We start from the raw sequence: 24,438 nt of genomic DNA on the forward strand, positions 1-24,438 counted from the left end.
CAATTGACAGAAATAAATGAACTGTGAGAATTTGTTGCTATTATTTCTGGGGTTAATTGTCGGGTATTTAATTGTAAATGAGGACTGTATGAATAAGTATATCTCTGTTGTCTGTGAGGAGTTATCCTCTATTCTTTTTATAGAAAAAAATGACATTAAAGAAAATTCTTCATTAATTAATGAATTAGGAGCTGATTCTTTAGATATCATTGACTTATCATTTAATTTAGGCAAAAAATTCGGAATAACAATGCCGACAAAAAGTGTTTTTGCTCATGCTAATGAAATTCTGTCTGAAAGCGTGCTGGCGAAGTTATTGAATGAGGATGTCCTCACGCAAGAAGGTAAGAGATTGCTGATTCATAGCTGTTACAATTATACAGAAGTACAGTTGGATTCTATTAATACTTTGGGGGATGTATTTGGTGAAACCAATGTACATAATTGGGCTTCATTATGTCAGAAAGTTTGTGAATCCAATGGGAAAAGTGCTGATGAAGTTATTATTGGCGAAATAGAAAAATATTGCTCAGATATTCTTAATGAATCAGGAAGTATATCTTGAAGAAATAAAAATTAATAAATTGTTATTTTAATGTAAATGAAGAGTGCGTAACTTTAATAAGGTATTGTTAAGGTAGAAATCACTATGGCTGGTATACCTACAAATAGAATTGCTGTAACCGGTTATGGTTTGATTGTTCGTAATCATGATTGCCCAAGTGATTTATTTAATTCATTGGCAGAAGGGAAATCACTTATCTGTGAAGATGAGCTATTAAAGGAATATGGAATAGAAAATGTTCCTAGTGCCAAGTTATCGTCGGAAGATATAGATAGGTTACGTAATCAATTTAATTTTTCAGGACAATTATCCAATAATCGTGTTTTTTTGATGGCCTATGGTGCAGCATCAAATAGTCTGCATATGGCGAGGTTAGCAGATAAAGCGCTGAATCAAGCTAATTGTGAATTATTTTTTGCCAATAATAAGATGTTTCTTGATAGTAAATCTCTATCCCATTACTTCAATGATGAAAAAACGTCCTATCCGTCAAAATATATTGATATTGAACATTTCGGGGAGTTAACACCTCCCTATGAACTTGTTAAGGAATTGGCAAAGCGTTTGCATGTTCCGGCCTTGCCAAAAGTTTACAGTGATGCCTGTATTGCAGGCATGAGCGCACTTTATTCTGCATGTCAGAATCTCAAAAGTGGCAAACTTGATATCGCACTGGTTGGTGCCTCAGAAGAAGCCACCCATCCGATCATGCAGATATTATTTAAGAAAGTCAGGGCACTTTATGATGGTAGGTTCGCAGATTTACATCAATGTTCACGGGCTTTCGATAAAGACAGGGCTGGTTGTGTTCTTGCCGATGCCGCTGCATTTTTAGTCGTAGAGCGCTATTCCCATGCGGTTGCCAGAAAAGCGCCAATATTGGCTGAAATTGCCGGAATATCCCGACAGTCTGAAGGGCATAGGATGACATCAACCGACTTATCCGGTCGATATTATCTCAATTCTATGTCTGCGGCTTTGCAGGAGGCTGGATTATTACCGGAAGAGATAGATCATATTAATTCCCATGGTACTTCCACGGTGAATAATGATCTTGCAGAAAGCAAAGCGATTCATGCGCTTTTCTCCCATAACCCTCCGGTTATATCCACGAAATCAGCGACAGGGCATTCACTTGCCGTTAGTGGACTATTGGAGGCCATACTTTCCATTGAGACCTTGAAGAGTGGGCTGATTCTTCCCAGCTTGAATTTTTCTGAATCGGGAAAAATGGATGACATTATTAATGTCAACAACTCAGCAAAAGCCATGTCCGTCAATTACATCATGAGCAATTCTTTTGGGTTTGGCGGTGAAAATAGCAGTCTGATATTAAAGCGGGCTGAGGGGTAAATCATGGGAATTTATATTACCAGTGGAATGAGTTTGCTTCCCGATGGCCTGAGTATAGATGACATTATTCATGGCAAAATACAAGAGGCTCATTTGTCAAACCGTTCCCCGCATTTGCCCAATATCTTGGGAGAACGGTGTATTGATGAAACGTCTTTTGTCATGCCACGTATGGATAAGATAGTTCGGCGAGTAGCAAATGCACAGAGCCGATGGGTGCTCTATACCGGGATTGAAACTTGGGAAAATAGTTTTGGCGATGAGTTTCCTCCTGAACAACGGGGCTTATTTATTGGATTGGGAACCAGTGATGCTGATGACAGTTCAATTCCCATTGCTTTTGATGCAGAAAATGATGAGGACTATGTTTCAAGGGCATTAATTGAAACCCCTCCATTGATGGGATTGACACTGTTAAATACTTCAACGGCCAGTCATTTGTCCCAGCATCTTGATATTACCGGTGATAATGGATTCTTTTCTCCTCATGTCGATGCTGGGGGAAACGCATTTTTGGAAGGTTATTACAGCATTAAAGAAGCGCGCAGCCAGTTTGTTCTGTGTGGGGGAGGTAGCCAGAAAATCTCCACATGGTACTACCTTTCCTATGAACGCCTTATCAAAGATGTTCCGTGGATACCCGCAGAAGCCGCTTCATTTATTACGTTGCACGAAGATAGCCATCATGCGGACGGTGAGGTTTCCCAAGTGTTTCGCACCACTCTTCACAACCGTGATCAAGTTGGGCGTCTTCTGACTTGGATGTCGGGAGAAAATAGATTACCTGCCCAAATTATCCATGTTGGGAAAACCAAAGCTGAATTCACGGCACAGGTTGATGACATGCTCCCGTCTGCGTTGCAATTTCATTTAGATAAAGCGATGGGATATTGCGGCGCAGCGGCCCCCTTTGTGGCGATTAACTTGCTCATTGAGATGCATAAAAAAGGTCTGGCTATCGATAACGTCAATCAAAACGCCCGCTGCCAGCACTCTTCTGATTTGGCATGGATACTGGTTCATGGACTGGATAATCAATGTATTGCCATTTTACTTCGCATGGGGATGTTTAATGGGGGAGAGCTGTGATGATTTCTGAACATCGGGTGATGGTTACAGGGATGGGGATCGTCAGTGCCTTCGGGACTGATATTGAGATTTTCTGGAAAAAACTTTGTGGTGGGGAATCTGCCGTCAAGCCGTTAGTGTGTGCAGATAATGGGGCGTTGCCAATCAAATATGCGGCTCAAATTGATTTTGATTCATTAATTGCCCAGAACCCCGCTTATTTACCGGAATCAGGCATTACAGACCGACGTGGTGTAATGGGCATAGTTGCTGCGGCCAAGGCATTGGAAGATGCAGGGCTGGCTTCCTTATTTTTATCTGAGAAACGCATGGGGATTTATGGATGCAGCGGAGTTTCTGACATCACTGAAGATGATAGGCATCTCGTTCGCCATCAGCATGGTTCGGTTATGCAGTCCATGTTTCAGCAACTCAATGATTTAGGTTCTTATTCCGGCGTAAGATGCAGTAATGATGGCATGGTGGTGGAGATTGCCCGCCGGTTTGGGTTATCTGGTCCGGTTGTCAATGTAAATGCAGCGTGTGCGGGCGCGACTCATGCTATCGGGTTGGCGTGCCAAGCCATCAAAAGGCAAGAGGCTTCCATCATGCTGGCTGGTGGGGCGGATTCCGTCATCAGTCTGCGCACATTGGTCGGGTTGAATTTGTTGGGGGCAACTGCCGTAACAGAAAAGTGGGGAAGCAGGCTTTGTCGCCCCTTTGATAAACATCGCAGTGGGTTGGTTGCGGGCGAAGGTGGGGCTTTTTTGGTACTTGAGAGTGAAGAAAGCGCGTTGCGCAGGGGAGCCAAAATTTATGCGGAGATTAAAGGTTACGGTGCCTCTCTGGATGCCTATAAACTGACGGCTCCTCATCCCGGTGGTATTGGTGCTGAAAGTGCTATCAGGCAGGCTATCAGCAGTAGTGGATTGCAGCTCCACCAGATTGATTATATCAATGCCCACGGCACATCCACGCCCCTGAATGATGAACTGGAGACGGCTGTTATCAAGCGTATTTTTGGCACTCAGCCGCCATTGGTGTCATCAATCAAATCCATGTTGGGGCATTGGATAGCCGCCGCAGGAGCTATAGAAGCTGTGGCAACGGTTTTGACCGTAAAAGAACAGTTCATCCCACCTACAATCAATCTTGAATCCCCTGATCCGCTTTGTGATTTGGATTACGTTCCACAACAAGGACGGGCAGCGCCTGTGCACAACGCGATAACAAATTCATTTGGTTTCGGTGGTATTAACTCGTGCTTAGTCATTGGGGAATATGATGAAAGGTAAGAAAATCAGACTCATTGGTTATCACCTGAACTGTGATCATCCACAATTTAATTGCCCGGTTTCTGACAATGATGAAAGTGCATTGACGATAAATAGCAAACTCAGGCGTTTTTATTCCAAAGGTACGGAAAAATGTCTGATTTCAACCAGAAGGCTATTACTATCATCAAGCCTGAACATTGACGATCCCGCAATAAAATTCGGACTGTATGCCACCCAGTATGGCTATCTTCACCCAATGCCTGGCGAACTGCTGCCAGAATGGGAACAAAATGGGGTAAGAAACGAACAGGATATTTATCAGGCCATTTGGGCATCAGAACAGGTAAATCCTTTCTTAATCACATTGTCGCTCAGTAATAACCTACTTGGCGTACTTTCTCAGGAGCTTGCCCTTCAAGGGGACTGCGCCTCTTTTTTACGTGGAAATATTGGGTTGTTATCCGCGTTTAATGAAGCGGAGTTATTGCTGAATAACGGGGTCATTGACTATGCGTTAGTGGTTGCTTCCGGCATGGGACAGATTGACCGTATCGCGCAATCTGATATTTCCGAAACGTTTGTTGAATTTGGCGTTACTTTCATTTTAACCCGTGATGACAAACCGATGCAGAAGGATTGCCCGATTGTCGATATTGCCTCTCTGAGCCGCATGTATCATGAAGGAAATTATTCAGCTGAAACACTGGATTTTATCAATGACATAGCAGAAGCCATCTCCTCCTCAGCATTGATTGAAAATTTTAATTAACAACATTTAATTAACAATAGGATTCACTATGGAAAGTTATGCTGCATTTTGTAAGCCTCTGCTTACCCGTGCTTTGGCTTCTATTGGGTTAAACAAGGCCTACCACCGGGCTTCTGGAAATTTTCTGTACTGCAAAGATGAAAATGGACAGGAAGTGCCAATATTGGATCTTCTGGGAGGGTATGGTGCGACATTACTTGGGCACAATTCCCCTTTAATCAGAGAAAAAATCAAATGTTATCTTGATGAAGAAATTCCGGTTCATAACCAATTTTCCATTAGAAAGCCCGCAGCAATGCTGGCAGAAAGACTGAATGAGTTGTTGAAAGAAGAAACTGCAACCAATGGCGATTTTGTATTCTGTTTTGCCAGTACGGGGGCAGAATCAATGGAAGTTGCACTGAAAAGTGTCGAGTTTACACGTAATGCGCAACTTCTCGCATTAGGGCAAGAAATGGCACAGGTTGCCAACATATTGGACAACGAAGCTGAGGTTGTACTGACGCAAGAGCAGAGACAGCAACTGAAATTGGAAAAAGATCCTACTGTCCAAGAAATTAAACTGGCTTTGTCTGCGTTTAATCAATTTCAATTAGACTCAAAACCGACATTCCTTGCTCTTGAACATGCTTTTCATGGAAAGATGATGGTGACGGCGAACTGTACACATGGCGCCATGTATCGTGACTATTTGAAGCGGCTGAAAATTAACACGCTTTTTCTTTCTCCTGCCCAATTAGCTGAATTTGTCGAAATGGGGGAAAAAGCCAATGACATTTTAAACAGTTGGTTATGGTTGCCGCAGGAAGAGAATGGTCAGATTGTTTTGACCAAAAAGGCATTTAGAACCGTGGCCGCATTGTTGGTAGAACCCATTCAGGGAGAAGGTGGGGTTTATCCACTCAGTACCGAACAAGTCACTGGCATCAATCGGCTAAAACAGATCCTTGGATGCCCCATTATTGCTGATGAAGTACAGACCGGATCAGGGCGGTGTGGATTTTTGGTGGCATCGAGTGATGCGGGTATTGATGCAGATTACTATGTGCTTTCCAAAGCGTTGGGCGGTGGATATGTCAAAATTGGTGTCGTTGCCATTCGTCAGAAAAGTTTTACTCCGGGGTTCGATGTAATCCAAAGCTCAACGTTCGGTGAAGATGATTTCTCCTGTCGGGTTGCACTTGATTATATCAACCTGCTGTATGCTGATCAGCGTAAGTTGCTGACGCAAGTTACCCAACTGGGAAATGAGTTCAAAACACGGCTGGAGGATTTAAAAGAGCAATATCCTGATGTCATCCAAGAGGTTCGTGGCAAGGGGTTGATCTGGGGAGTCGAATTCTGTGATGTGATTAATTCAGATTCCTACATTTTGCAAAATATCGCAGTACAAGGCAGCTTGGGCTATGTAATCAGTGGTCATTTACTGTGTGGCAGCCATATTCGAGTGGCACCCTCAGGCAGTGCAGCCAACGTGATTCGTGTGGAACCATCCGTATTTCTGGAACTTTCGCAGGTTATCCGTTTTATCGAAGCACTTTCCCGCGTTTGTCTGGCTATTCGTCATGCCAATGCTGGCTTTATTGTTGCTCCCGTGCTTGGGAAACAACTTCCGTCTGTTGTTGCGGATTATCGTCGCAGGGAGACGGAGCAAGAAGATGACAGTACGGCAGATTATAAGGCCGCTTTCGTGAATCATTTGATTTCAGCGGACTGGCTGAAAGAAGTTGACCCTTCCTTTAGCCTACTCAGCGACGAAGAAATGACATTGTTTGTCGAAAATACCAGCTTTAATCTTGCGACAAAACCGTTTAAACCCGCGCGAATTCGTTCGGCCAATGGTCAGTCTGTGAGTTTTACACTGTATCCAATCCCCGTGACTTCAAAAATGATCAAGTCAGCGCTGGCACAAAATGATTTAGAAAGGTTGCGACATGAAATTGATGTCCGTGTTGCTCAGGCGGCGCAAGCTGGTAATACCGTGGTGGGTTTGGGCATGTTTACCTCAATAATCACTAACAATGGTAAGTCTGTGAAAAACAACCAGATAAATGTGACGACGGGGAATACTTTGACTGTGGGCATGGGAATTGAAGCCTTAAAAAATAGTATGTTAAATCGAGATATTAGCCAAGTTCGCATTACGGTGATTGGGGGCGCGGGAAATATCGGCCGTGTTTATGCCGAGATTCTGGGGCCGCAATTTCTGGAGATGACATTGATTGGTAGTCATAATCATGGTTCGGTGAGAAAAATGAACGAAGTGAAATACCAGATTTATCAAAACATCTATGAACAATTTATGACTAATTCTCAGTCAGTTATGAGAGGGCTGGCAAAACGTGTAGTGGACTGCCTTTCATTAATGCCATCTGGTGCCCTTGCAGGGAAACCAGTGGGTGAAGCGATAGATCACTACTTGAACCAGCATCATTCAGATCAAGTATTTATCCGTATTTCCCAGAACATTTCTGATATTGAACATAGTGATGTCATTGTTTGTGCGGCCAACGCTTCAGAAGCATTTATTCCTGTAGACAAGATAAAAAGAGGGGGAATTGTTTGTGACATTTCTGTGCCACACAACTTGTCTGATAACGATTTAATTAACCGGCCTGACATCCAGATCCTGCGCGGCGGTATCGTCCAGACACCTTGTCATGACAGCCTTGATCCCAGAGTCAGAGCATATTTGGGAGAAGGGCAGCTCTATGCCTGTATGACGGAAACTATTTTACTGGCACTGGAACAGCACAAAGGAAATTTCTCATACGGGAATATTTCCGCCAAGCAAGTTCTCGACATTATGGCGATAGCCAAAAAACACCACTTCACTCTATCGGAAATCAAAGGAAATTCTAGCTTATGAGCGAGAAATATGCCGTTGTGACTGGCGGCAGCAAAGGTATTGGTCGTGCGATAGTTTTAAGTTTATTGGATAGGGGATACCGGGTCGCTTTTTGTTATCGCAATAATACCCCCCAAACTGCCGATTTTATTACCCAAGTCACACATGACTTCCACGACACCCTGCCTGTCAGGGTTGATCTTGCCAAGGCAGGGGATGTCAGTACATTTATTAATACCGTGAGTGAGGCATTTGGGCGTATTGATCTTCTGGTTAATAACGTCGGGATCACAAGGGATGGGTTATTGGCAACGATGGAAACCAAGGATATTGAGTTATTGATAAACAATAATTTATTAAGTTACATCCTATGTAGCCGCGAAGTGTTGAAAATGATGATACCGCAGCGCAGTGGGCACATTATCAATATCTCATCCATTTCAGCCCAAAGGCCCAATAAGGGGCAATCAATCTATGCCGCCACCAAAGGCGGTATAGAATCATTAACACGGGCACTTGCCGTTGAAGTGGCACCCAAGAATATTCGGGTCAATGCAATTGCTCCCGGAATTATTCAAACAGAGATGTCAGCGAACTTATTAAAAACACACCAAGAATTAATTAATAGCAAAGTATTGCTCAAACGCGTTGGTGTTGTCAGCGAAATTACCTCGGCAGTTCATTTTCTTATGGAAAATCACTATATGACGGGAGAGGTAATTAATGTCAACGGTGGTATTACTCTGAGTTAATAAAGGAAAATTTAATGTTGACGTTCATTGTAACCGGTGCTGCCAGTGGAATAGGCTATGCCGTTTGCCAGAAATTGCTGACGACTGGATATCGTATTATTGCCATTGATGTTAACAGCGAAGGGCTAAATAAACTGGCAGAACAATCACCGGGGTTGGTTGATATACTTCAAATTGACTTGACTGATGAAAACGCCATCGCTAATCAGTTGGTGCCTCTGTTTAAAGAGGGCAAATTACCAGAAATATTACAAGGAATAGTCATTAGTCATGGTAAAGATAATGATAATAAAATTGGAGATAGTGATATTTGGGATTCAATATTGGCTGCCAATTTACATTCAGTCCAACGCCTATTATCGAATGTCGTACCCAATATCCTTTCTGGAGGCCGGATTGTCATTATTTCATCTATTCTTGGTAAGGCAGGAAAGAAACACAATAGTGCTTATTGTGTATCCAAACATGCTTTGCTTGGATTAACGAAATCGCTGGCTCTGGATTTGGCAGAAAGGCAAATTACCGTAAATGCAGTACTGCCTTCTTGGGTGGATACACCAATGTTGTTGAAGGGGCTGGAGCCACAGGCAAAACTGCTTGGATGTTCAACATCGGCCTTACTCAGGCGCATTGAAAAACGTATTCCGCTGAAGAGATTGGTCAGCCCTCAGGATGTTGCCAATGCCGTGATGTTTTTCATTTCTTTAGACGCAGCCATGATTACGGCTCAAGGTTTGGTGATTGATGGCGGGGATGGGTGTGGAGCATAAATGTTATTTTCGTCAATAGTGAATAAGTGCTATGAACCCCCCCCTGGCTTTTGCCGCCACAATATAAAGGGAAATTTAGCCAGAAAAATACGGTTTGTTTACAGCACTATTTCACTAACGATTACCGCCAGGCGATCGAACATTTCGCCAAATAACCGTTCAGTAAATGGCACTAACATCGGGAACACCAGAGAAAGTGTGAAAATCCCCACGGTCAGGGTCAGAGGAAAACCGACCACAAACACGGAAAGTTGGGGCGTCATGCGGTTCAACATGCCCAGAGAAAAGTTCAGCACCAAAAGCAGGGTAATCATTGGCATTGCCAGCATCAAGCCATTGATAAAGATCAGGTTGGCACTTTGGGCTAATAATAAAAAACCCTTTGGATTCAATTGAGTGGGTTTAATGGGAATAGAATGAAAAGTATCTGCCAGAATCGACAATAGCCATAAATGCCCGTCAAAGGCCAAAAACAGCAATAACATCAGCATATTCAGGATACGGGCTAAAATAGGCATATTCGGGCCACCTGTAGGATCAAAAAAGGTGGCGAATGAAAGTCCCATTTGTAAGCCGAGCACTTCACCGGCATAGCGTACTACAGCAAAAGCGATCTGCATGGTTAATCCCAAAGCCATGCCAATCAATATTTGTTGTATTAGAACCCAAATTCCGACAACAGAAAAAATCGGAATTTGAGGAGAAGGGAAAGTCGGGACAAGTATGGCTGTGATTACTAGCGCCAAGCCAATTTTGACTTTTATTGGTACTTGTTTTTCACTGAAAATGGGTGCCGTGCTAAATAACGCCATCAAGCGCACCAATGGCCAGAAAAAATCACTGACGAGGCGGGAAAGTGTTTCAGTATCAAACGGGATCATAATTAACCGATAATATGCGGAATGCTAGTAAACAAGGCGCGCATGTAATCCAGCAGTAAGTTTAGCATCCATGGCCCGGCGATGATGATAGTGGTGACGACGGCCAAAATTTTCGGAATAAACGATAAGGTCATTTCGTTTACCTGAGTTGCCGCCTGTAATAAGCTGATGATCAAGCCACAAACCAAGGCAGACAAAAGGAGTGGAGCAGCCAGAGCCAACGCCACTTTCATTGCCTCAACACCAAGGGCCATTATCGATTCTGGAGTCATAATTTTCTTAAGCCGTTGTTTAGATATAAAAGCTTTGCGCCAGCGAGCCAAGCAATAATTGCCAGCCATCTACCAAGACAAACAGCATGAGTTTGAACGGTAGTGATATGGTGGCGGGTGGAACCATCATCATCCCCAATGCCATCAAAACACTGGCAACAACCAGATCGATGATCAAGAACGGGATAAAGAGCGTAAAACCAATCTGGAACGCAGTTTTCAATTCACTGGTAATAAACGCGGGGACGAGTACACGCATTGGAACAGAATCCGCAGTTTCAAATGCCTCTTGATCTGCAAGACGGGCAAATAGTGCCAGATCATTTTCTCTTGTCTGACGCAGCATGAATTGGCGCAGAGGCTTGGCACCGTTATCCAGTGCAACTTCCAGAGTAATGTCATCCTTGCTATAGGGCAGATAGGCGTTTTTATAGACATCATCGAATGCTGGCGCCATGATGAAAAAAGTCATAAACAGTGCCAAACCCAGCATAACTTGGTTAGGCGGAGCTGAAGGTGTTCCCAGTGCATTGCGCAGCAAGCCGAGTACAATGATGATGCGGGTAAAGCTGGTCATCATTAGCAGAGCGGCAGGGATGAACCCCAATGCCGTGATGAAAATCAGGGTTTGAACAGGCAATGACCAACTTTGCCCGCCATTGGCTAAGGGTTGGCTTATGATGCCAGGCAACTCAGCAGCAGCGTTCATAGGGAACAGCGGCAGCAAAAGCGCCATAAACAGAGTTGTCAAACGTATTTGATAAAGCCATGAGACAAATTTTTTGCCTGTCATTCGGTTGACTGCCATAAAAAAAACTCTATTTTTCATCATCGTCCTGGTTATTCTTGCTTTTTCGTTGGAGTGTACTTTTTAGCATCTGACCAAATGGCAGCGACTTAATCGCGGTTCCCTTTTCCTCGTTGTCAGGCGGTGCAGGCATCTGATGCAGCATGTTGATCTGTTGAGATGTGACTCCCAAGACCAGCCAGTTATCTTCGATTTCTACAACAACGACCCGCTCTTTCGGTCCGAGGGAGCAACTTGCCTTAACGTTCAGCAAACGATGATTTTTGCTTTTGGCCGGTGAAAAACCCAAACGGCGAATTAGCCATGTCATGAAGAAAATCAACAATAAAATACCACCCAGTGCACTGCTGATTTGCATCAGTGTTTGGCTGGCGGGAAGGGGTTCACTATTGCCGGTTATCGTGTTAACAGGTGCGGCATCAGATGCCGCACTATGTTGAAAAGAATTACGAACGGAAGGCTGGTTCGCCATCATGGTTAACGACTCAAGCGACGCATGCGCTCAGAAGGAGTGATGATATCAGTGATACGGATACCGTACTTATCGGATACGACCACCACTTCTCCCTGTGCGATCAAATAACCATTAATCAGAATATCCAATGGTTCACCCGCCAGTCCATCAAGGGGAACCACTGAGCCTTGTGACAGTCTCAACAGTTGTTTGATGGTCATTTTGGTGCGTCCCAGCTCGACAGAGAGCTTAACGGGAATATCCATGATCAAATCAATATCGGAGAGTTGGGCCAACGCATCCTGCGCTTCCAGATTCTCAAATATTGACGCGCCGCCGTCAGAGGTTTGCTGTGCGGCCTGTTGTTCCAGCGCTTCTGCCCACATATCTTCAGTCAATCTGGTATCTGTGGGTTGTTTAGCATCACTCATTGGGCTTTTCCTCATCCAGAGCAGTTAAAACAGGGTTAATCAGGTGTTCAACGCGCAGGGCATATTGCCCGTTCAGTGTTCCATATTGACTGGTGAGTACAGGCACACCATCAACGTGAACGATTAGGCGTTCAGGTTTTTCAATCGGCAGGACATCGCCACTTTTCAGTTCAAGGATCTTTGACAGCCGCAGGGGGATATCAACAAAATTCGCCACCAGTTCTAACTCTGAGTGTTGAACTTGTTTCACCAAAGTTTCACGCCACTGGCTATCTTCCTGACGCGCATTTTCCACAGGAGGATTGGTCAGACGTTCGCGCAGGGGTTCGATCATGGCGAATGGAATACAAATATTGAATTCCCCGGTCAATGCCCCGATCTCCACTTGGAACGGTGTGGTAACCACGATGTCGTTCGGTGAGGTGGTGATATTGGTGAACTTTATTTGCGTCTCGGAACGCACGTATTCCACGTCAAGTTTAAAGATGGAATCCCATGAGTCACGATAAGCATCCAGCGCCAGTTTCAGCATCCGGTTGATGATCCGCTGTTCGGTATAGGTAAATTCACGGCCTTCCACTTTGGTTGGAAAACGGCCATCCCCCCCAAACAGGTTATCAACAGCGATATAAACCAAGCTTGGCTCGAAAGCAAATAGTGCGGTTCCCCTCAATGGTTTCAGATGAACCAGATTGAGATTGGTTGGCACAGCCAAGTTGCGGGCAAATTCGTGGTAAGGCTGAACTTTTATGGCACCAACCGTAATATCCGGACTGCGGCGCAGCATATTAAACAGCCCCATCCTGAATTGGCGGGCAAAACGTTCATTGATGATTTCCAGTGACTGCAAACGTTCGCGGACAACACGGCGTTGTGTATTGGGATCGTAAGGGCGAACCTCATTTTCCCCAGACGCAGTCTGTTCTACGTCATCAGCTGAGGCACTGTCACCATTGAGCAGAGCATCGATCTCTGCTTGTGAAAGAATATTGTCACTCATAGTGATTATCGCAGAATAAACGTAGTAAAAAATACATCGGTGATTTCCTGATCAGGTTCACCGGGTATTAATGTCGGGTGTAGTATCTGTTTGATATCTGCCATTAAATGCATCTTGCCGTCATCTTTTGCCAGAGCAGTGGCTTTCTGGCGAGATAACAGCAGCAGCATACGGCTACGAACTTCTGGCAGATAGTCATGGAGGCGCTGACGGGTTTTTTGGTCAGGCAAACGCAATGTGATGCCAACATATAAAACACGATCGAAGTGCTCTTCGTTGTCGATCAAATTGACAGTAAAAGGCTCCAGGGCCATAAATACTGGTATATCAATGACATCAGCTTTCTCTGTACTGTTATTGGCTGACTGGCTCATTACCCACCAGCTGTACCCTCCAATGGCCGCACCAAGAACAGCAATCAGTATTAACATTATCATCCAAATTGGATTTGTGCGTTTATGCTCGTAGCTATAATCAGACATGGACAGACAAATTCCTGTTTTCCGTTGCGAATAAGTTTCCGCGCATTCCATGGCAGAACCCTTATCCATCAAATTCGATATCAATTATCCCGCGTCTTTGTTCCGGCAATGGCTGGAACAAACGAGGAAAAAACTATTAACTCACTCGTTTGTTATCGGCCCTTTTTCTTTTTATTACAGTGCATCATGAAATTAGGCGAATAATTAGGTGGATAATTAGGCAAAGGTATCAACACCTCCCCGAGTCGAGGCGAGTTGTTGAGGTGTCATCCTGATGGCTGATGAATGGGAGGTCGTGCTCCCTGTTGCAGCCGCTAAGCCATGATCTGGGTTTTCAGCATGGGAATTGGAATTATTGTTCGGGTTATTGGCGTGATTATTCGCATAGTGCTCTGATTGCCCATTTCCCTGAGCATCGGTGTTGACACTGCTTTGCGCCAATTGAATGCCATTTTCAGCCAGTGCATGGCGTAACCCCGGCAAAGCAGCTTCCAGAGCCGCACGAACGTTCTGATGGGCGGAAACAAAATGTAACTGTGCTTGATTGTCTTCAACGCTCATACGAATGTGCAGCGCACCCAATTCCTGAGGATGTAAGCGAAGTTCTGCCTGTTGAAGACCATTGCGGTTAAAGAACAGTACATGCTGGTTGAGTTGTTGCTGCCACTCTTCGCTGCCAAGATGGGCATTCAATAGAGGTGCGGTTGCGCTACTCAATTGAAATTGCCCTGTTGGATGCTGCCCGGCTGAAAGTAGGGGAGAGGTTACCAATAGCGCAGGTGAGTCAACAGACGCTGCTTCTGCCATAGGGGAAGCCGTTAATGCAGGTGCTGCCTGAATAGCCATCTGGAGCAGATTCGACTCTTTGCTGCTTGGAGCTGCATTTTTGAGGGGAGCAATACCAGACTCAGCCTTACCATTGCTATTATTAGTCGCATTAGTAACCGCAAGTTTGGTTTGTCCGGCGAGCGGAGTCCATCCAGATTGAAGATTAGCTGAACCCTCGGCCTTATTACTCAGAGACGTTTCCTGTTTAGCCGAAAGCTGAATGACTTCATCTTGCAATTCGGTGTCAGTTAATTTGCTATCTTTGGCACTTTTGCCCAGCATTGCATTTGTATTTATTGTATTTATTGTATTTACAGCGCTGCTTTCACCTTCCTGAAACTTATTTTTTAATGATTCGTTTTCCAGCAATGCATTTTCCAGCAACGTCTTTTCCAATGATTCATTGCCCATCAATCCATCAATATCTTCCGGAAGGGCTACAGAGTTTGTATGCGGGGCGAGCAGTCCCACAAGCTGGATGGGTATTGCTGCGCTTAATGCTTCGGCTGATAAAAGATCTTCATCTTTCAATACAGCAAATTCAGCATTATTTTCTTGCGGCGCTGTTTCCACTTGTGATCTACCTTCAATCACCGTGTTATTTGACGCTGATGTCAATGGCGACCCGTTTTTTGCTGTTTTATCAGAGGCAGGTTTTCCCTCTTTCAGGTTATTTTGATTTACCTGATTATTTTTATCCGCCTGAACATTCGCCTGAACATTTGCATGAACATTTACATGAACACCAGTCTGAACGGTGGGCTTCTGCATAGAGGCTGTTTCTGCATTGAGAAGTTGCCCAAATTGAGAAGAATGGTTACCGATCACGGGATTATTCAAAGTCGCCTGATTTTTGTCTGGGCCTTTGCTCGTGGGTTTTAAATCAGTAGGCAAAAGAGTGAGATTCATTGTTTCATTCTCCGTTGTGCACCACGTTGTGCGTACTCGTCCATTTGTTTTTGCTCCATGCGATTTTGGTGTAACTTCAAATTATGCTCTGCCCGTTGTTGCAGTGTGTCGAAGGCATTCAGACGTTGTTGTTTTTCTTGCCATTGTGATATGGCTTGCTCAAGACGTTGTTTCCATTGATTGAGCTGTAATTTGTGCTGTTCAATTGCCATTTCCAGCGTTTTCATAAACTGTTGATAATTTTGCCAAGTCGAGCAGGACATGCCGCTGCTGAGTGTGTCATTCAAACGGGTACGATATTCATCCTGATAATCCATTAACGCCGTGAGTTGCTGCTCCATTTGCTGGTGACTTTGCCGGATTTTTGCAAGTTGCGATGCTGCTTTTTCTGCCGCATCTTGGGCAAGTTCACGCAAAGTCACGAGAGGGGAGTGTTGTTGCATGTATTTCCTCGTTTTAATCACCAAACAGACATAAGCGTTACTGAATTACATCAATAGCAAAATTATATTGAAAAAAGTTATATCGGCACCGTACCGATAAACGTTATACCCGTCGTCTTTCAAATTGCGGCTTTATCTTGAAATCCAAAGGATATATACCTTTTAGCAAAATATTTCTCGGCTAGATCCCCGTAGGCAAAACATTATGTCGGTAATAACTGTTGAAGCTGAGAACAGGCCGGCTCGTACTCGCTGCGTTCGTCAATGCCTTGTTGCAGAAATTGGGCTATATGCGGATAAAGCTGAATCGCCTTGTCAAGCAGGGGATCACTGCCCGCTGCATATGCACCGACGTTGATCAAATCCCGATTGCGCTGATAACTGGAAAGCAACTGTTTGAAATGTTGCACCCGCCGATAATGGGTATTGTCGATCAGCGCAGTCATGGCACGACTGATGGAGGCTTCGATATCAATCGCAGGATAATGACCTGATTCTGCCAGTGAACGTGATAACACGATATGACCATCCAAGATGGCACGTGCAGAATCGGCAATCGGATCTTGCTGGTCATCACCTTCTGTCAGCACGGTATAAAATGCAGTAATGGAACCGCCATCACTGACACCATTACCCGCTCTTTCCACCAATGCCGGCAATTTGGCAAACACAGAAGGGGGATAACCTTTAGTTGCCGGGGGTTCACCGATAGCCAGTGCAATTTCGCGCTGCGCCATGCTGTAACGGGTCAGGGAATCCATGATCAGCAGAACATGTTTACCCCGATCACGAAAATCTTCAGCGATGCGGGTCGCATAAGAGGCTCCTTGCATTCTCAGCAACGGTGAAATATCGGCAGGAGCAGCGACGACGACAGAGCGTGATAATCCTTCTGTGCCCAAGATGTTTTCGATGAAGTCTTTAACTTCACGACCACGTTCACCAATCAATCCCACAACGATCACATCGGCTTGGGTATAACGCGCCATCATGCCAAGCAGCACACTTTTACCGACCCCTGAGCCAGCAAATAATCCCATGCGTTGTCCACGTCCCACGGTCAGCAGTGCATTAATGGCACGGACGCCAACATCCAGCACACTGCTGATGGGGGTTCTTTGCAGGGGATTGAGTGGGGTTGTCGTCAGGGAAGCGCGATAACCAGTATCAGGGGCAGGTAAACCATCAAGGGGGCGACCTGCACCATCCAGAACTCTGCCAAGTAATTCTGGCCCGAGAGGCAAGCGGCGTCCGCCCCCTGCATCTTCACCATAAGAACGGGCATAAACGCGGGCACCCGGCACAATGCCTTCCAATTCTTCCAGTGGCATTAACAACAATTTTTCGCCATTGAAGCCGACAACTTCACTTTCAACTTCTTCAATGGTACTGCCATTTTGGCGCTCGATCAGACAGGTGGCACCGAGGGGCATATGCAAGCCGGTGGCTTCCAGCACCAAGCCTGTGGCGCGGGTCAGGCGCCCATAGCGGCGTACTTTTGGTGTTTTTTCCAGTCGCTTCTCTAATGAATCCAAGGTTGCCAGCCAGCGACCAAGTCTTGCCGTCATCATAATTCTCCCGGTGCTGCCAGACGGCACATTTCATGCCAACGGGTTGCTAAACTGGCATCCATATCGCCTTCATCGGCACTGATTTTACAACCGCCCGGATGCAGTTTGTTATCGGCAATCAAGCGCCAGCCGTGCAGTGCCAAAAGTTCCCCCAGTTGCTGTTCAACCAGAGGAATGTTTTGTGGATGAACACGCAATTGTGGTTTCCCGCTGAACATAGGTTCTTGCTGGATAAATTCGCGGATCTGATTCAATAGGGCAGTGCCATCACAGACAGCGGGCTGCCCCAGAATATGGTGGGCAGCGGTCAATGAAAGTTGCATCAGCCGAGAAGCAATAACGGTATCCAATCCATCCATTGAATGGCTAAAGTCCGTTAGCAAGGCTTTCCACTGGTCGATAACAATTTGCTGTTGTTGTTGGGCTTCCTGCAAACCTTGCTCCAGTCCTGCCTGCCGGCCTTCCTGAATCCCTTGTTCATAACCCTGCGCCTGACCTTCTGCAAAGCCCTGCGCATGACCAGCTTGACAAGCTTGTTCTTTCAGCTCGTCCAATATTCTCGCTTGTTCCAGCAGCCGATCCTGTTCGCTTGGCTCCTGTTCTTCATCCATGGGTTCCAGTTTTGCCCGCAGCGTTTCCCACTGAGTCAGTTCGCCCGGCTGCCACGGCCGCCAGTTTCCATTATTCGACTTATCAGACATAGGTATCGTCACCACCATTCAGGATCATTTCGCCATTTTCTGCCAGACGACGAACAACAAGCAGAATGGTTTTCTGTTCAGCTTCCACTTGGGACATGCGTACAGGGCCACGAGTTGCCAAATCATCACGCATGATTTCAGCAGCACGTTGTGACATATTGTTGAGGAAGTGATCGCGCAATGCCTGATCGCAACCTTTCAATGCCACCAGCAAGGAGTCGGTTGAAACTTCCTGTAGCAAGCGTTGGATACTGCGATCGTCCACGCCGATAAGATTTTCGAACAAGAACATTTCATCAATGATTTTCTGTGCCAGTTCACCATCGTAGGTACGAACCGCATCAATGACACTTTCTTCCTGTTGGCTTTTCATCAAGTTGATGATTTCTGCCGCAGTACGAACACCACCCATTTTGCTGCGTTTCAGGTTCTGACCGTCCAGCAGGTTGTTCAGCACTTCTGTCAATTCCGCCAGAGCGGATGGCTGTACACCGCCAAAAGTGGCGATGCGCAGCATTACATCGTTGCGCAGGCGATCATCCAACAGGGCAAGAATATCGGCTGCCTGACCACGGCTCAGATGAACAAGAATGGTGGCAATGATCTGCGGATGTTCATCGCGGATCATATCGGTCGCCATCTGCGGCTCCATAAAGTTGAGGGTTTCGATGCCCGTTGTGGTATCTCGGGACTCAAGAATATCCTCAAGCAAGCTGGAAGCTCGTTCTTCACCCAATGCTTTGATCAGTACGCTGCGCAGATAGTCGTTGGCGTTGATGCTGAGGGCGGTATATTGCCCTGCATCTTCTTCAAATTCTGCCAGCACATCAACCAGTTGCTGATTGGAGACTTGTCTCATCCCCGCCATGACAATACTCAGTTGTTGTACTTCCCGGGAATTCAGGTGCTTGAACACCTCGGCCGCCTGATCTTCTCCCAGGGTCATTAACATGACGGCGCTTCTTTCTGTTCCGGTCAGGCTCATTGTTCGTTACTCATCCATTGACGGATCACCAGCGCGACGACGCGTGGATCTTTTTCTGCAAGTTCACGGATACGCTGGCTTTGAAGCTCAGCATTGACACGTTGGCGAGACAGCTGGCGGCGCATTTTTTCGTCCATTTCAGCATTGACTTCTGTTTGCGGTTTATGCTGTTTTTTCTGCGCTTGCAATGCGGCTTTTTCCGCAGCACGTTTTTTGGCGATTTGTGGCACGATCATTTTGCGCCACAGTAACCATGCAACCAGAGCCAACAGTAACCAACGGCCTACTTCCAACAGTTTTTCCAGTAGGACAGGGTGCTGCCAGAATGGCAGAGGTTCTAACGTTTCGGCTTTGTTATTGAATGGTGTGTTAACCACATTCAGACTATCGCCACGGTTAGCAGAGAAGCCCATAGCTTCACGGGTCAGAGCCTCGATCTGTGAAAGCTGTTCTGGTGTCAGTGCTTGTGTTTCAGGGCCATTTTTCCCCTGAACAGAGGCATAGTTAACTACGACTGCAACCGAAAGACGCTCCACTGCGCCAGCCTGTAATTGAGTATGGCGAATGGTGCGATCCACTTCATAGTTGATGCGTTCGTCATAACGATTATTGCGATTGTTACTTACCATGCGCTCGTAACTGTTGTCACTGTTAGCGTTTTTGCGCTGCTGACCAGATTTTTCGTCACCGTTATCTTTGGCATTTGTGTTCGATTTTTCAATCGGGGCTCTTGGTGCCGCATTTGGCTGATTCGACAATGCACCCGGCACACCACCCAACAATGGTCCACCACTTTGCTCGCTGGAACTGCTCTGTTTGGAGCGAATGGAAGCCTTATCTGGTGGCTGATTCGGTTTATACTCTTCCGCTGTTTCTTCGCGGCGAGAGAAATCAATTTGAGCTGTTACCTGCGCATGTACATTGCCACGACCAACCACAGGCGCCAGAATGGTTTCAATGCGGTGCTGGAAACGATTTTCCACTTCCTGCGTATATTTCAACTGCGTGGTATTTAAATCGCGGCCAGTGGCATCGCTCTGCGTTAGCAGACGTCCTGATTGATCCACTATCGTGACATTACCTGCTGGCAGGCCGGCAACACTACTTGAAACCATATGCACGATGGCGTTGATTTGTCCTTCGTCCAGCACACGGCCTTGCAGCAATCCCACGGTCACTGAAGCTGATGGCGATTTTTGTTCACGAACAAACAGAGAAGGCTTAGGCAAGGCCAGATGAACTCGGGCACTCTGAACCGGGCCGAGTGATTCCACGGTACGGGCTAACTCACCTTCCAGCGCCCGTTGGTAATTTACCTGCTCACTGAACTGGCTGATACCGAATTTCTCTTTATCCAATAGTTCGAAACCGGCAGCTCCCCCTTTAGGCAGTCCTTGCTGGGCCAGTTTCAGGCGAGTCTCATGCACCTTCTCGGTAGGTATCATGAGAGCTGATCCATTTTCGGAAAAACGATAAGGGACGTTCATTTGAGTTAATTGCGTAACGATTTCGCCGCCATCCTTATCACTCAGATTGCTGTAAAGCACCCGATAGTCGGGACTGCGCAACCAGAGAAACAGGGCGACGACGATAGTGATGGCAGCAGAGCCAGCAACTAATAACGGAACTTTTGGATCAGCCTTTATCCTGCTGATAATAGCGTTGAAACCTTTTTGGTTTTCAACGTCGGTTGTTGCTGCACTCATAGACGATCCTTGCCTTGCTGGTCAACATGAATACTAAAAGCGTGGCGTAACAAAACAGACTCCCCATACGCAAGCGAAAAGATTCTTCCTATTATTAATTTCATCATTATTCGCTGTTCACACCTCTTTTAATGGCACAATAAGCTTCGAATTTTTACTTTAATTACCCGCTTTAGTTTGGAAGGGCTGTGTTACGGTGGCTGCGTGGAAAACTGCCAACCAGCCCACGGCTAATATGGCACTTAATCACGTAATCAATAGGGTGATTTAACGCGAGGTTTTTATGTCAATTCAGGCAATTGAAGGTGTACTGCAACAGATGCAGACTCAGGCATTACAAGCAGCAAATATTGCCAAACCTATTTCAGTACAGGGCGGTTTTGCCAGCCAACTCACTGCCGCAGTAGGAAAAATAAACGAAACACGCTTGAGCGCAGAGAAGAAAACACAAGATTTCACACTGGGAGTTCAGGGTGTGGAGCTAAATGATGTAATGGTTAATATGCAAAAAGCGAGTATTTCGCTGCAAATGGGCATTCAGGTAAGGAATAAGCTGGTTAATGCGTATCACGAAATTATGAATATGCAGGTTTGATTCGCGAACATAATTAGTGTTCATGGCAGAGCTGTCTTATATTTTATTATGCAGAGCATTAATTTCTCATTTTTTAATTTTAGACGAAAGCATCTTGCAAAAGTAGAAATACATTGTTTGAGATGCTTTTTATTTATTGCTGAATTTTATAACTAATAAAATAGCTTCTACTTTTATTCATATGAAGTATGCAGAAGGATATTGGAATCCCACCTTGATGCCTGATTGCCTTGATTTTCTGCTCTTCAAATAAAAATCTCAAGGTATCAATTCCCCAACCAGAAGTTTGGTTATTGCCTTGCTCATCTTTATTATTCATCTTTTCCTGAGATAGCCAATATTTACTCCAGTCCGTTCTCTCAAAACAGCAAAATTTCCTGCTTCAATGGTGCCATGTTCATCTTGAAATTTAATTTCACAGGTTTTAGTTTACTTATCATCATTTTTCTTTAATTAAAAATAATACGTAATGATGTTACCTCCTGTTGACTGCTTTAAAAAGCCTCAATTATCATTTTTTGGTTAATTCTTTGTTAAATATTATATGTAAGTTATCTTGATTGTTTGCAAAATATAAATACAATAAAATGCCGAATTAGATTAATCAAAAAAGCGATGGTGACAAATTGACACCACCTAAAATGAAGCAAATGAATGACACCATTAATCAGTGTTATTCTTAAATAGAATCACTGGCCCGTTGTTATATTTATTTTGATTCTGTTGTAGTCAACTCCATTTCATATTTGCTAACAGGGAACTGCCCGTATGTATCATGTAAGAGTTGTTTACAGCTTTCCTGTTTAATCAGGTCGCTGAGTTCATTTAACCTTTTTTGCAACAATCTCTTAGTCTCTTTTTCATTATCCAAGACAGTTTGCAAAATTTTGGTCAATTGCTGCTGTAATGAAAATGGTGTGTCTGAGTTTTCCGATATTAGAGTCACCACTTCTACTGCCTTCAGATAAGTGATTTCCATCTCAACAAGTTTGTCCCACTTTTCATTTCTGGCTAAATCAATCATTTGCTCACTTAAACTAAGGATCCGTTGGTAAGCTGACAAAAGATCCATATCATTTTTCATTAAACAATATCCTGACTGGCGTTGTAATGAGAACCTATTTGCCGCCAAGAATCTGAAATCTCGGTAAGTAAATTAATCACTTCGGTAATGGCCTTCTCATCATTGCGTAAATTGGCATGGAGTAAACGGCGACCCATATAATCATATAAATCAAAAAGATTCTGAGCAATCTCGCCGCCTTTCTCGAAATCTAATCCTTCTTTGAGACCATTATCAATGATATTGATCGCCTTTGAAATAGCTAAACCTTTCTCTGGGATATTACCCTGTTGCATCAGAATAATTGCACGGCGTAGGGCGCTGAGCGCCCCATTGAACAATATCTGAATCAACTGATAGGGAGAGGCATTCATAATTTCGCTCTCAAGATCTACCTGAGCATATAATTGGCTTGCCGAACGTTGATACATTAGTGTCCTTTTTTATTTTAAAAGCTGGGCCAGGAATAAACTGGTTTGATTCATTGAACTGGAGACTTTATCCAGTGCTGTATATTCTTTTTTAAGGCGTGCTATTTTGGCATCAATGTTTATGTTGGTCTGTTCTGCCTGTGTTTTCAGTGTCTTCAGTTTCTTATTGATACCATCGGTTGCTGTTGCGATAGTCCCTTCATGGCTATCTAACGTTTTTTTCAATAAATTATACGTCTGGGTTGCAAAGCCGGTTTTTTCCCCATCTCCCATAAAGAAAGCCTTAACGTTGGCAGGTTTCTCTTTCAGGTTTTTTTCCAGTTTTTCGTTACTGATTTCCAGCGTACCATCCAATTTTTGTTTGATGCCCAATTTATTCAGGGTGGCAATATCAGCAACATTTTGTGCTGTAAACAGTTGTTGTCTTAGTTGGCTTTGAATACTTCTTAATGTACTGTCACCAAGTAAGACACCATTATCTTTCGAAGGCGCTTCACCTATTGCAACAGGCTTGAATTTTGTCAGTGAAGCACAAGTGGTCTGTACTTCATTATAAGTATCAACCCACTTTTTGATTGCTTCTTTCATTGGCTCGATATTACGAGAAACCACCAGTGTTTCTGGTATTGGGCTTTTTTCAGTTTTGCCTTTGATTTCTTCTTTTTCTGAAACTTTTTTCAGATTCAGGGTAATGCCTTCTGGTGCATCTTTTATTTCATTGGTTTGACGTTCAATTTTAATACCGTTAACCGTTAATATTGCATTTTCAGCGGCGATGGTTTCTTGCATTGCATCAGGACCACCTTTAATACCAGGCGTATAGTTAAGCAAATCGCCCAGCTTACCATCACCTTGAACCTCAATAGTCATGACTGATTTTGTGCCCGCTTTTTTCGAAGTCAGGATCAAATAGTTTTTATCATCTTCTGCTTTGATAATGCTGGCATTAACATTGCCTTCTTGTTTATTAATTGCATTACGAATTTCAACCAGAGAAGTTTCATTATCTTTCAGGGAAATGCGCATTGGCTTTTCTTTTTCTTCACCGGCTTTTTCTTCACCTGGTTGCGTAATAATAATGGTACGAGTACCGTTACCTTGTTCCCCTAATGGGACTTTTACATCAGGAAATGCCTTAGATTGCAAAGACTGAGCCTTGGCAAGCTGTTGAACTTCAATAAGATAGTTACCCGGACTGGCTTTAGAATCCGTACTCGGAGTAAATGTTTTATGATCTTCGCTGGTTTTAGTGGTATTGAGTTTATCGAATTTTTTGAGTTCTTCGGATGCACTCTTTAGCTTTTCCAAACTGCCTTTTAATGTGCCATAACCAGTTAGCTTAGCGTTATGACTGCTTTGTTCCTGCGTTATTGGTTGTAAACGTTTTCTTTCATTTGCTTCAAGTTTATCCAGTAAGTTTGGATCTATCCCAGATGCGATTCCTACTGAGGAAATGCTGGCCATATTGACTCCTTT

Annotated in this window: 26 protein-coding genes; 9 read left to right on the forward strand and 17 right to left on the reverse strand. The window is 44.5% G+C overall.

All coding sequences use genetic code 11. From position 1 onward, the window contains the following. The first annotated feature begins 88 nt into the window (after positions 1-88). From PSI14_RS10575 to PSI14_RS10610, 8 genes are all read left to right on the forward strand, one after another. The gene (locus PSI14_RS10575; protein ID WP_273575853.1) at positions 89-565 is read left to right on the forward strand and encodes an acyl carrier protein; all 477 of its coding nucleotides are present in this window, start codon (positions 89-91) and stop codon (positions 563-565) included. Between the two features lie 84 nt (positions 566-649). Then, positions 650-1,918: a beta-ketoacyl-[acyl-carrier-protein] synthase family protein gene (locus PSI14_RS10580; RefSeq protein WP_273575854.1), complete on the forward strand. Its 1,269-nt coding sequence runs from the start codon at positions 650-652 to the stop codon at positions 1,916-1,918. Between the two features lie 3 nt (positions 1,919-1,921). Continuing rightward, positions 1,922-3,007 carry a hypothetical protein gene (locus PSI14_RS10585; RefSeq protein ID WP_273575855.1) on the forward strand — a complete coding sequence of 362 codons (1,086 nt, stop codon included), beginning with the start codon at positions 1,922-1,924 and terminating at the stop codon, positions 3,005-3,007. Beyond that, positions 3,007-4,281: a beta-ketoacyl-[acyl-carrier-protein] synthase family protein gene (locus PSI14_RS10590; RefSeq protein ID WP_273575856.1), complete on the forward strand. Its 1,275-nt coding sequence runs from the start codon at positions 3,007-3,009 to the stop codon at positions 4,279-4,281. Before PSI14_RS10585 ends, PSI14_RS10590 begins: the two co-directional genes overlap by 1 nt. After that, positions 4,271-5,032: a hypothetical protein gene (locus tag PSI14_RS10595; protein WP_273575857.1), complete on the forward strand. Its 762-nt coding sequence runs from the start codon at positions 4,271-4,273 to the stop codon at positions 5,030-5,032. The genes PSI14_RS10590 and PSI14_RS10595 overlap by 11 nt, the downstream gene beginning before the upstream one ends. A gap of 28 nt (positions 5,033-5,060) precedes the next feature. Beyond that, positions 5,061-7,901: an aminotransferase class III-fold pyridoxal phosphate-dependent enzyme gene (locus tag PSI14_RS10600; RefSeq protein ID WP_273575858.1), complete on the forward strand. Its 2,841-nt coding sequence runs from the start codon at positions 5,061-5,063 to the stop codon at positions 7,899-7,901. Beyond that, the gene (locus PSI14_RS10605) at positions 7,898-8,632 is read left to right on the forward strand and encodes an SDR family NAD(P)-dependent oxidoreductase (protein WP_273575859.1); all 735 of its coding nucleotides are present in this window, start codon (positions 7,898-7,900) and stop codon (positions 8,630-8,632) included. Before PSI14_RS10600 ends, PSI14_RS10605 begins: the two co-directional genes overlap by 4 nt. Positions 8,633-8,646: 14 nt before the next feature. Further along, a complete protein-coding gene (locus PSI14_RS10610; protein ID WP_273575860.1) occupies positions 8,647-9,402 on the forward strand; it encodes an SDR family NAD(P)-dependent oxidoreductase in 756 nt (251 codons plus the stop codon). Positions 9,403-9,500: 98 nt separating this feature from the next. Here PSI14_RS10610 and fliR read toward each other — a convergent pair whose 3' ends face one another. From fliR to fliF, 13 genes are all read right to left on the reverse strand, one after another. Then, positions 9,501-10,283 carry a flagellar biosynthetic protein FliR gene (gene fliR, locus PSI14_RS10615; protein ID WP_273575861.1) on the reverse strand — a complete coding sequence of 261 codons (783 nt, stop codon included), beginning with the start codon at positions 10,281-10,283 and terminating at the stop codon, positions 9,501-9,503. Positions 10,284-10,285: 2 nt separating this feature from the next. Continuing rightward, positions 10,286-10,555 carry a flagellar biosynthesis protein FliQ gene (gene fliQ / locus PSI14_RS10620; protein WP_086108283.1) on the reverse strand — a complete coding sequence of 90 codons (270 nt, stop codon included), beginning with the start codon at positions 10,553-10,555 and terminating at the stop codon, positions 10,286-10,288. A gap of 19 nt (positions 10,556-10,574) precedes the next feature. Further along, positions 10,575-11,291 carry a flagellar type III secretion system pore protein FliP gene (fliP, locus tag PSI14_RS10625; protein WP_370688845.1) on the reverse strand — a complete coding sequence of 239 codons (717 nt, stop codon included), beginning with the start codon at positions 11,289-11,291 and terminating at the stop codon, positions 10,575-10,577. Positions 11,292-11,373: 82 nt separating this feature from the next. Next, positions 11,374-11,838: a flagellar biosynthetic protein FliO gene (fliO, locus tag PSI14_RS10630; RefSeq protein WP_273575862.1), complete on the reverse strand. Its 465-nt coding sequence runs from the start codon at positions 11,836-11,838 to the stop codon at positions 11,374-11,376. Positions 11,839-11,840: 2 nt separating this feature from the next. After that, on the reverse strand, positions 11,841-12,248 hold the full coding sequence (fliN, locus tag PSI14_RS10635) for a flagellar motor switch protein FliN (RefSeq protein WP_273554182.1): 408 nt from the start codon (positions 12,246-12,248) through the stop codon (positions 11,841-11,843). Further along, positions 12,241-13,248, reverse strand: a complete 1,008-nt coding sequence (gene fliM / locus PSI14_RS10640) for a flagellar motor switch protein FliM (RefSeq protein ID WP_092519025.1) — start codon at positions 13,246-13,248, stop codon at positions 12,241-12,243. Before fliM ends, fliN begins: the two co-directional genes overlap by 8 nt. A 5-nt stretch (positions 13,249-13,253) precedes the next feature. Continuing rightward, positions 13,254-13,730 (reverse strand): flagellar basal body-associated protein FliL, encoded by a 477-nt coding sequence (fliL, locus tag PSI14_RS10645; RefSeq protein WP_273575863.1) that lies wholly within the window; start codon positions 13,728-13,730, stop codon positions 13,254-13,256. 216 nt (positions 13,731-13,946) lie between these two features. Beyond that, a complete protein-coding gene (locus tag PSI14_RS10650) occupies positions 13,947-15,467 on the reverse strand; it encodes a flagellar hook-length control protein FliK (protein ID WP_273575864.1) in 1,521 nt (506 codons plus the stop codon). Continuing rightward, the gene (fliJ, locus tag PSI14_RS10655) at positions 15,464-15,910 is read right to left on the reverse strand and encodes a flagellar export protein FliJ (RefSeq protein ID WP_273575865.1); all 447 of its coding nucleotides are present in this window, start codon (positions 15,908-15,910) and stop codon (positions 15,464-15,466) included. Before fliJ ends, PSI14_RS10650 begins: the two co-directional genes overlap by 4 nt. Positions 15,911-16,113: 203 nt before the next feature. Further along, entirely contained in the window at positions 16,114-17,478 is a 1,365-nt protein-coding gene (gene fliI, locus PSI14_RS10660; RefSeq protein ID WP_273575904.1) for a flagellar protein export ATPase FliI, read from the reverse strand. After that, the gene (fliH, locus tag PSI14_RS10665; RefSeq protein WP_273575866.1) at positions 17,478-18,182 is read right to left on the reverse strand and encodes a flagellar assembly protein FliH; all 705 of its coding nucleotides are present in this window, start codon (positions 18,180-18,182) and stop codon (positions 17,478-17,480) included. Before fliH ends, fliI begins: the two co-directional genes overlap by 1 nt. Then, entirely contained in the window at positions 18,175-19,167 is a 993-nt protein-coding gene (fliG, locus tag PSI14_RS10670; protein ID WP_273575867.1) for a flagellar motor switch protein FliG, read from the reverse strand. The genes fliH and fliG overlap by 8 nt, the downstream gene beginning before the upstream one ends. Continuing rightward, positions 19,164-20,873: a flagellar basal-body MS-ring/collar protein FliF gene (gene fliF / locus PSI14_RS10675; protein WP_273575868.1), complete on the reverse strand. Its 1,710-nt coding sequence runs from the start codon at positions 20,871-20,873 to the stop codon at positions 19,164-19,166. The genes fliG and fliF overlap by 4 nt, the downstream gene beginning before the upstream one ends. A 283-nt stretch (positions 20,874-21,156) precedes the next feature. Here fliF and fliE point away from each other — a divergent pair, with 283 nt between their 5' ends. Beyond that, positions 21,157-21,468, forward strand: a complete 312-nt coding sequence (gene fliE, locus PSI14_RS10680) for a flagellar hook-basal body complex protein FliE (protein ID WP_273575869.1) — start codon at positions 21,157-21,159, stop codon at positions 21,466-21,468. A 133-nt stretch (positions 21,469-21,601) separates the two neighbouring features. Here the strand turns inward: fliE and PSI14_RS10685 are convergent, their stop codons facing one another. From PSI14_RS10685 to fliD, 4 genes are all read right to left on the reverse strand, one after another. After that, a complete protein-coding gene (locus tag PSI14_RS10685) occupies positions 21,602-21,787 on the reverse strand; it encodes a hypothetical protein (protein ID WP_273575870.1) in 186 nt (61 codons plus the stop codon). 390 nt (positions 21,788-22,177) lie between these two features. Next, positions 22,178-22,552: a flagella biosynthesis regulatory protein FliT gene (gene fliT / locus PSI14_RS10690; RefSeq protein ID WP_273575871.1), complete on the reverse strand. Its 375-nt coding sequence runs from the start codon at positions 22,550-22,552 to the stop codon at positions 22,178-22,180. Next, complete coding sequence (fliS, locus tag PSI14_RS10695) at positions 22,552-22,962, reverse strand: flagellar export chaperone FliS (RefSeq protein WP_273575872.1); 411 nt, start codon at positions 22,960-22,962, stop codon at positions 22,552-22,554. Before fliS ends, fliT begins: the two co-directional genes overlap by 1 nt. Before the next feature lie 12 nt (positions 22,963-22,974). Further along, on the reverse strand, positions 22,975-24,426 hold the full coding sequence (fliD, locus tag PSI14_RS10700; RefSeq protein WP_273575873.1) for a flagellar filament capping protein FliD: 1,452 nt from the start codon (positions 24,424-24,426) through the stop codon (positions 22,975-22,977). Positions 24,427-24,438 lie beyond the last annotated feature (12 nt).

The organism is Xenorhabdus anantnagensis (assembly GCF_028598555.1).
Taxonomy (GTDB): domain Bacteria; phylum Pseudomonadota; class Gammaproteobacteria; order Enterobacterales; family Enterobacteriaceae; genus Xenorhabdus; species Xenorhabdus anantnagensis.

Coding starts and splice junctions, on each gene's coding strand:
- PSI14_RS10575 (WP_273575853.1), top strand. CDS start 89: ATGAATAAGTATATCTCTGTTGTCTGTGAGGAGTTATCCTCTATTCTT.
- PSI14_RS10580 (WP_273575854.1), top strand. CDS start 650: ATGGCTGGTATACCTACAAATAGAATTGCTGTAACCGGTTATGGTTTG.
- PSI14_RS10585 (WP_273575855.1), top strand. CDS start 1,922: ATGGGAATTTATATTACCAGTGGAATGAGTTTGCTTCCCGATGGCCTG.
- PSI14_RS10590 (WP_273575856.1), top strand. CDS start 3,007: ATGATTTCTGAACATCGGGTGATGGTTACAGGGATGGGGATCGTCAGT.
- PSI14_RS10595 (WP_273575857.1), top strand. CDS start 4,271: ATGAAAGGTAAGAAAATCAGACTCATTGGTTATCACCTGAACTGTGAT.
- PSI14_RS10600 (WP_273575858.1), top strand. CDS start 5,061: ATGGAAAGTTATGCTGCATTTTGTAAGCCTCTGCTTACCCGTGCTTTG.
- PSI14_RS10605 (WP_273575859.1), top strand. CDS start 7,898: ATGAGCGAGAAATATGCCGTTGTGACTGGCGGCAGCAAAGGTATTGGT.
- PSI14_RS10610 (WP_273575860.1), top strand. CDS start 8,647: ATGTTGACGTTCATTGTAACCGGTGCTGCCAGTGGAATAGGCTATGCC.
- fliR (WP_273575861.1), bottom strand. CDS start 10,283: ATGATCCCGTTTGATACTGAAACACTTTCCCGCCTCGTCAGTGATTTT.
- fliQ (WP_086108283.1), bottom strand. CDS start 10,555: ATGACTCCAGAATCGATAATGGCCCTTGGTGTTGAGGCAATGAAAGTG.
- fliP (WP_370688845.1), bottom strand. CDS start 11,291: ATGGCGCTTTTGCTGCCGCTGTTCCCTATGAACGCTGCTGCTGAGTTG.
- fliO (WP_273575862.1), bottom strand. CDS start 11,838: ATGATGGCGAACCAGCCTTCCGTTCGTAATTCTTTTCAACATAGTGCG.
- fliN (WP_273554182.1), bottom strand. CDS start 12,248: ATGAGTGATGCTAAACAACCCACAGATACCAGATTGACTGAAGATATG.
- fliM (WP_092519025.1), bottom strand. CDS start 13,248: ATGAGTGACAATATTCTTTCACAAGCAGAGATCGATGCTCTGCTCAAT.
- fliL (WP_273575863.1), bottom strand. CDS start 13,730: ATGTCTGATTATAGCTACGAGCATAAACGCACAAATCCAATTTGGATG.
- PSI14_RS10650 (WP_273575864.1), bottom strand. CDS start 15,467: ATGAATCTCACTCTTTTGCCTACTGATTTAAAACCCACGAGCAAAGGC.
- fliJ (WP_273575865.1), bottom strand. CDS start 15,910: ATGCAACAACACTCCCCTCTCGTGACTTTGCGTGAACTTGCCCAAGAT.
- fliI (WP_273575904.1), bottom strand. CDS start 17,478: ATGACGGCAAGACTTGGTCGCTGGCTGGCAACCTTGGATTCATTAGAG.
- fliH (WP_273575866.1), bottom strand. CDS start 18,182: ATGTCTGATAAGTCGAATAATGGAAACTGGCGGCCGTGGCAGCCGGGC.
- fliG (WP_273575867.1), bottom strand. CDS start 19,167: ATGAGCCTGACCGGAACAGAAAGAAGCGCCGTCATGTTAATGACCCTG.
- fliF (WP_273575868.1), bottom strand. CDS start 20,873: ATGAGTGCAGCAACAACCGACGTTGAAAACCAAAAAGGTTTCAACGCT.
- fliE (WP_273575869.1), top strand. CDS start 21,157: ATGTCAATTCAGGCAATTGAAGGTGTACTGCAACAGATGCAGACTCAG.
- PSI14_RS10685 (WP_273575870.1), bottom strand. CDS start 21,787: ATGAATAATAAAGATGAGCAAGGCAATAACCAAACTTCTGGTTGGGGA.
- fliT (WP_273575871.1), bottom strand. CDS start 22,552: ATGAAAAATGATATGGATCTTTTGTCAGCTTACCAACGGATCCTTAGT.
- fliS (WP_273575872.1), bottom strand. CDS start 22,962: ATGTATCAACGTTCGGCAAGCCAATTATATGCTCAGGTAGATCTTGAG.
- fliD (WP_273575873.1), bottom strand. CDS start 24,426: ATGGCCAGCATTTCCTCAGTAGGAATCGCATCTGGGATAGATCCAAAC.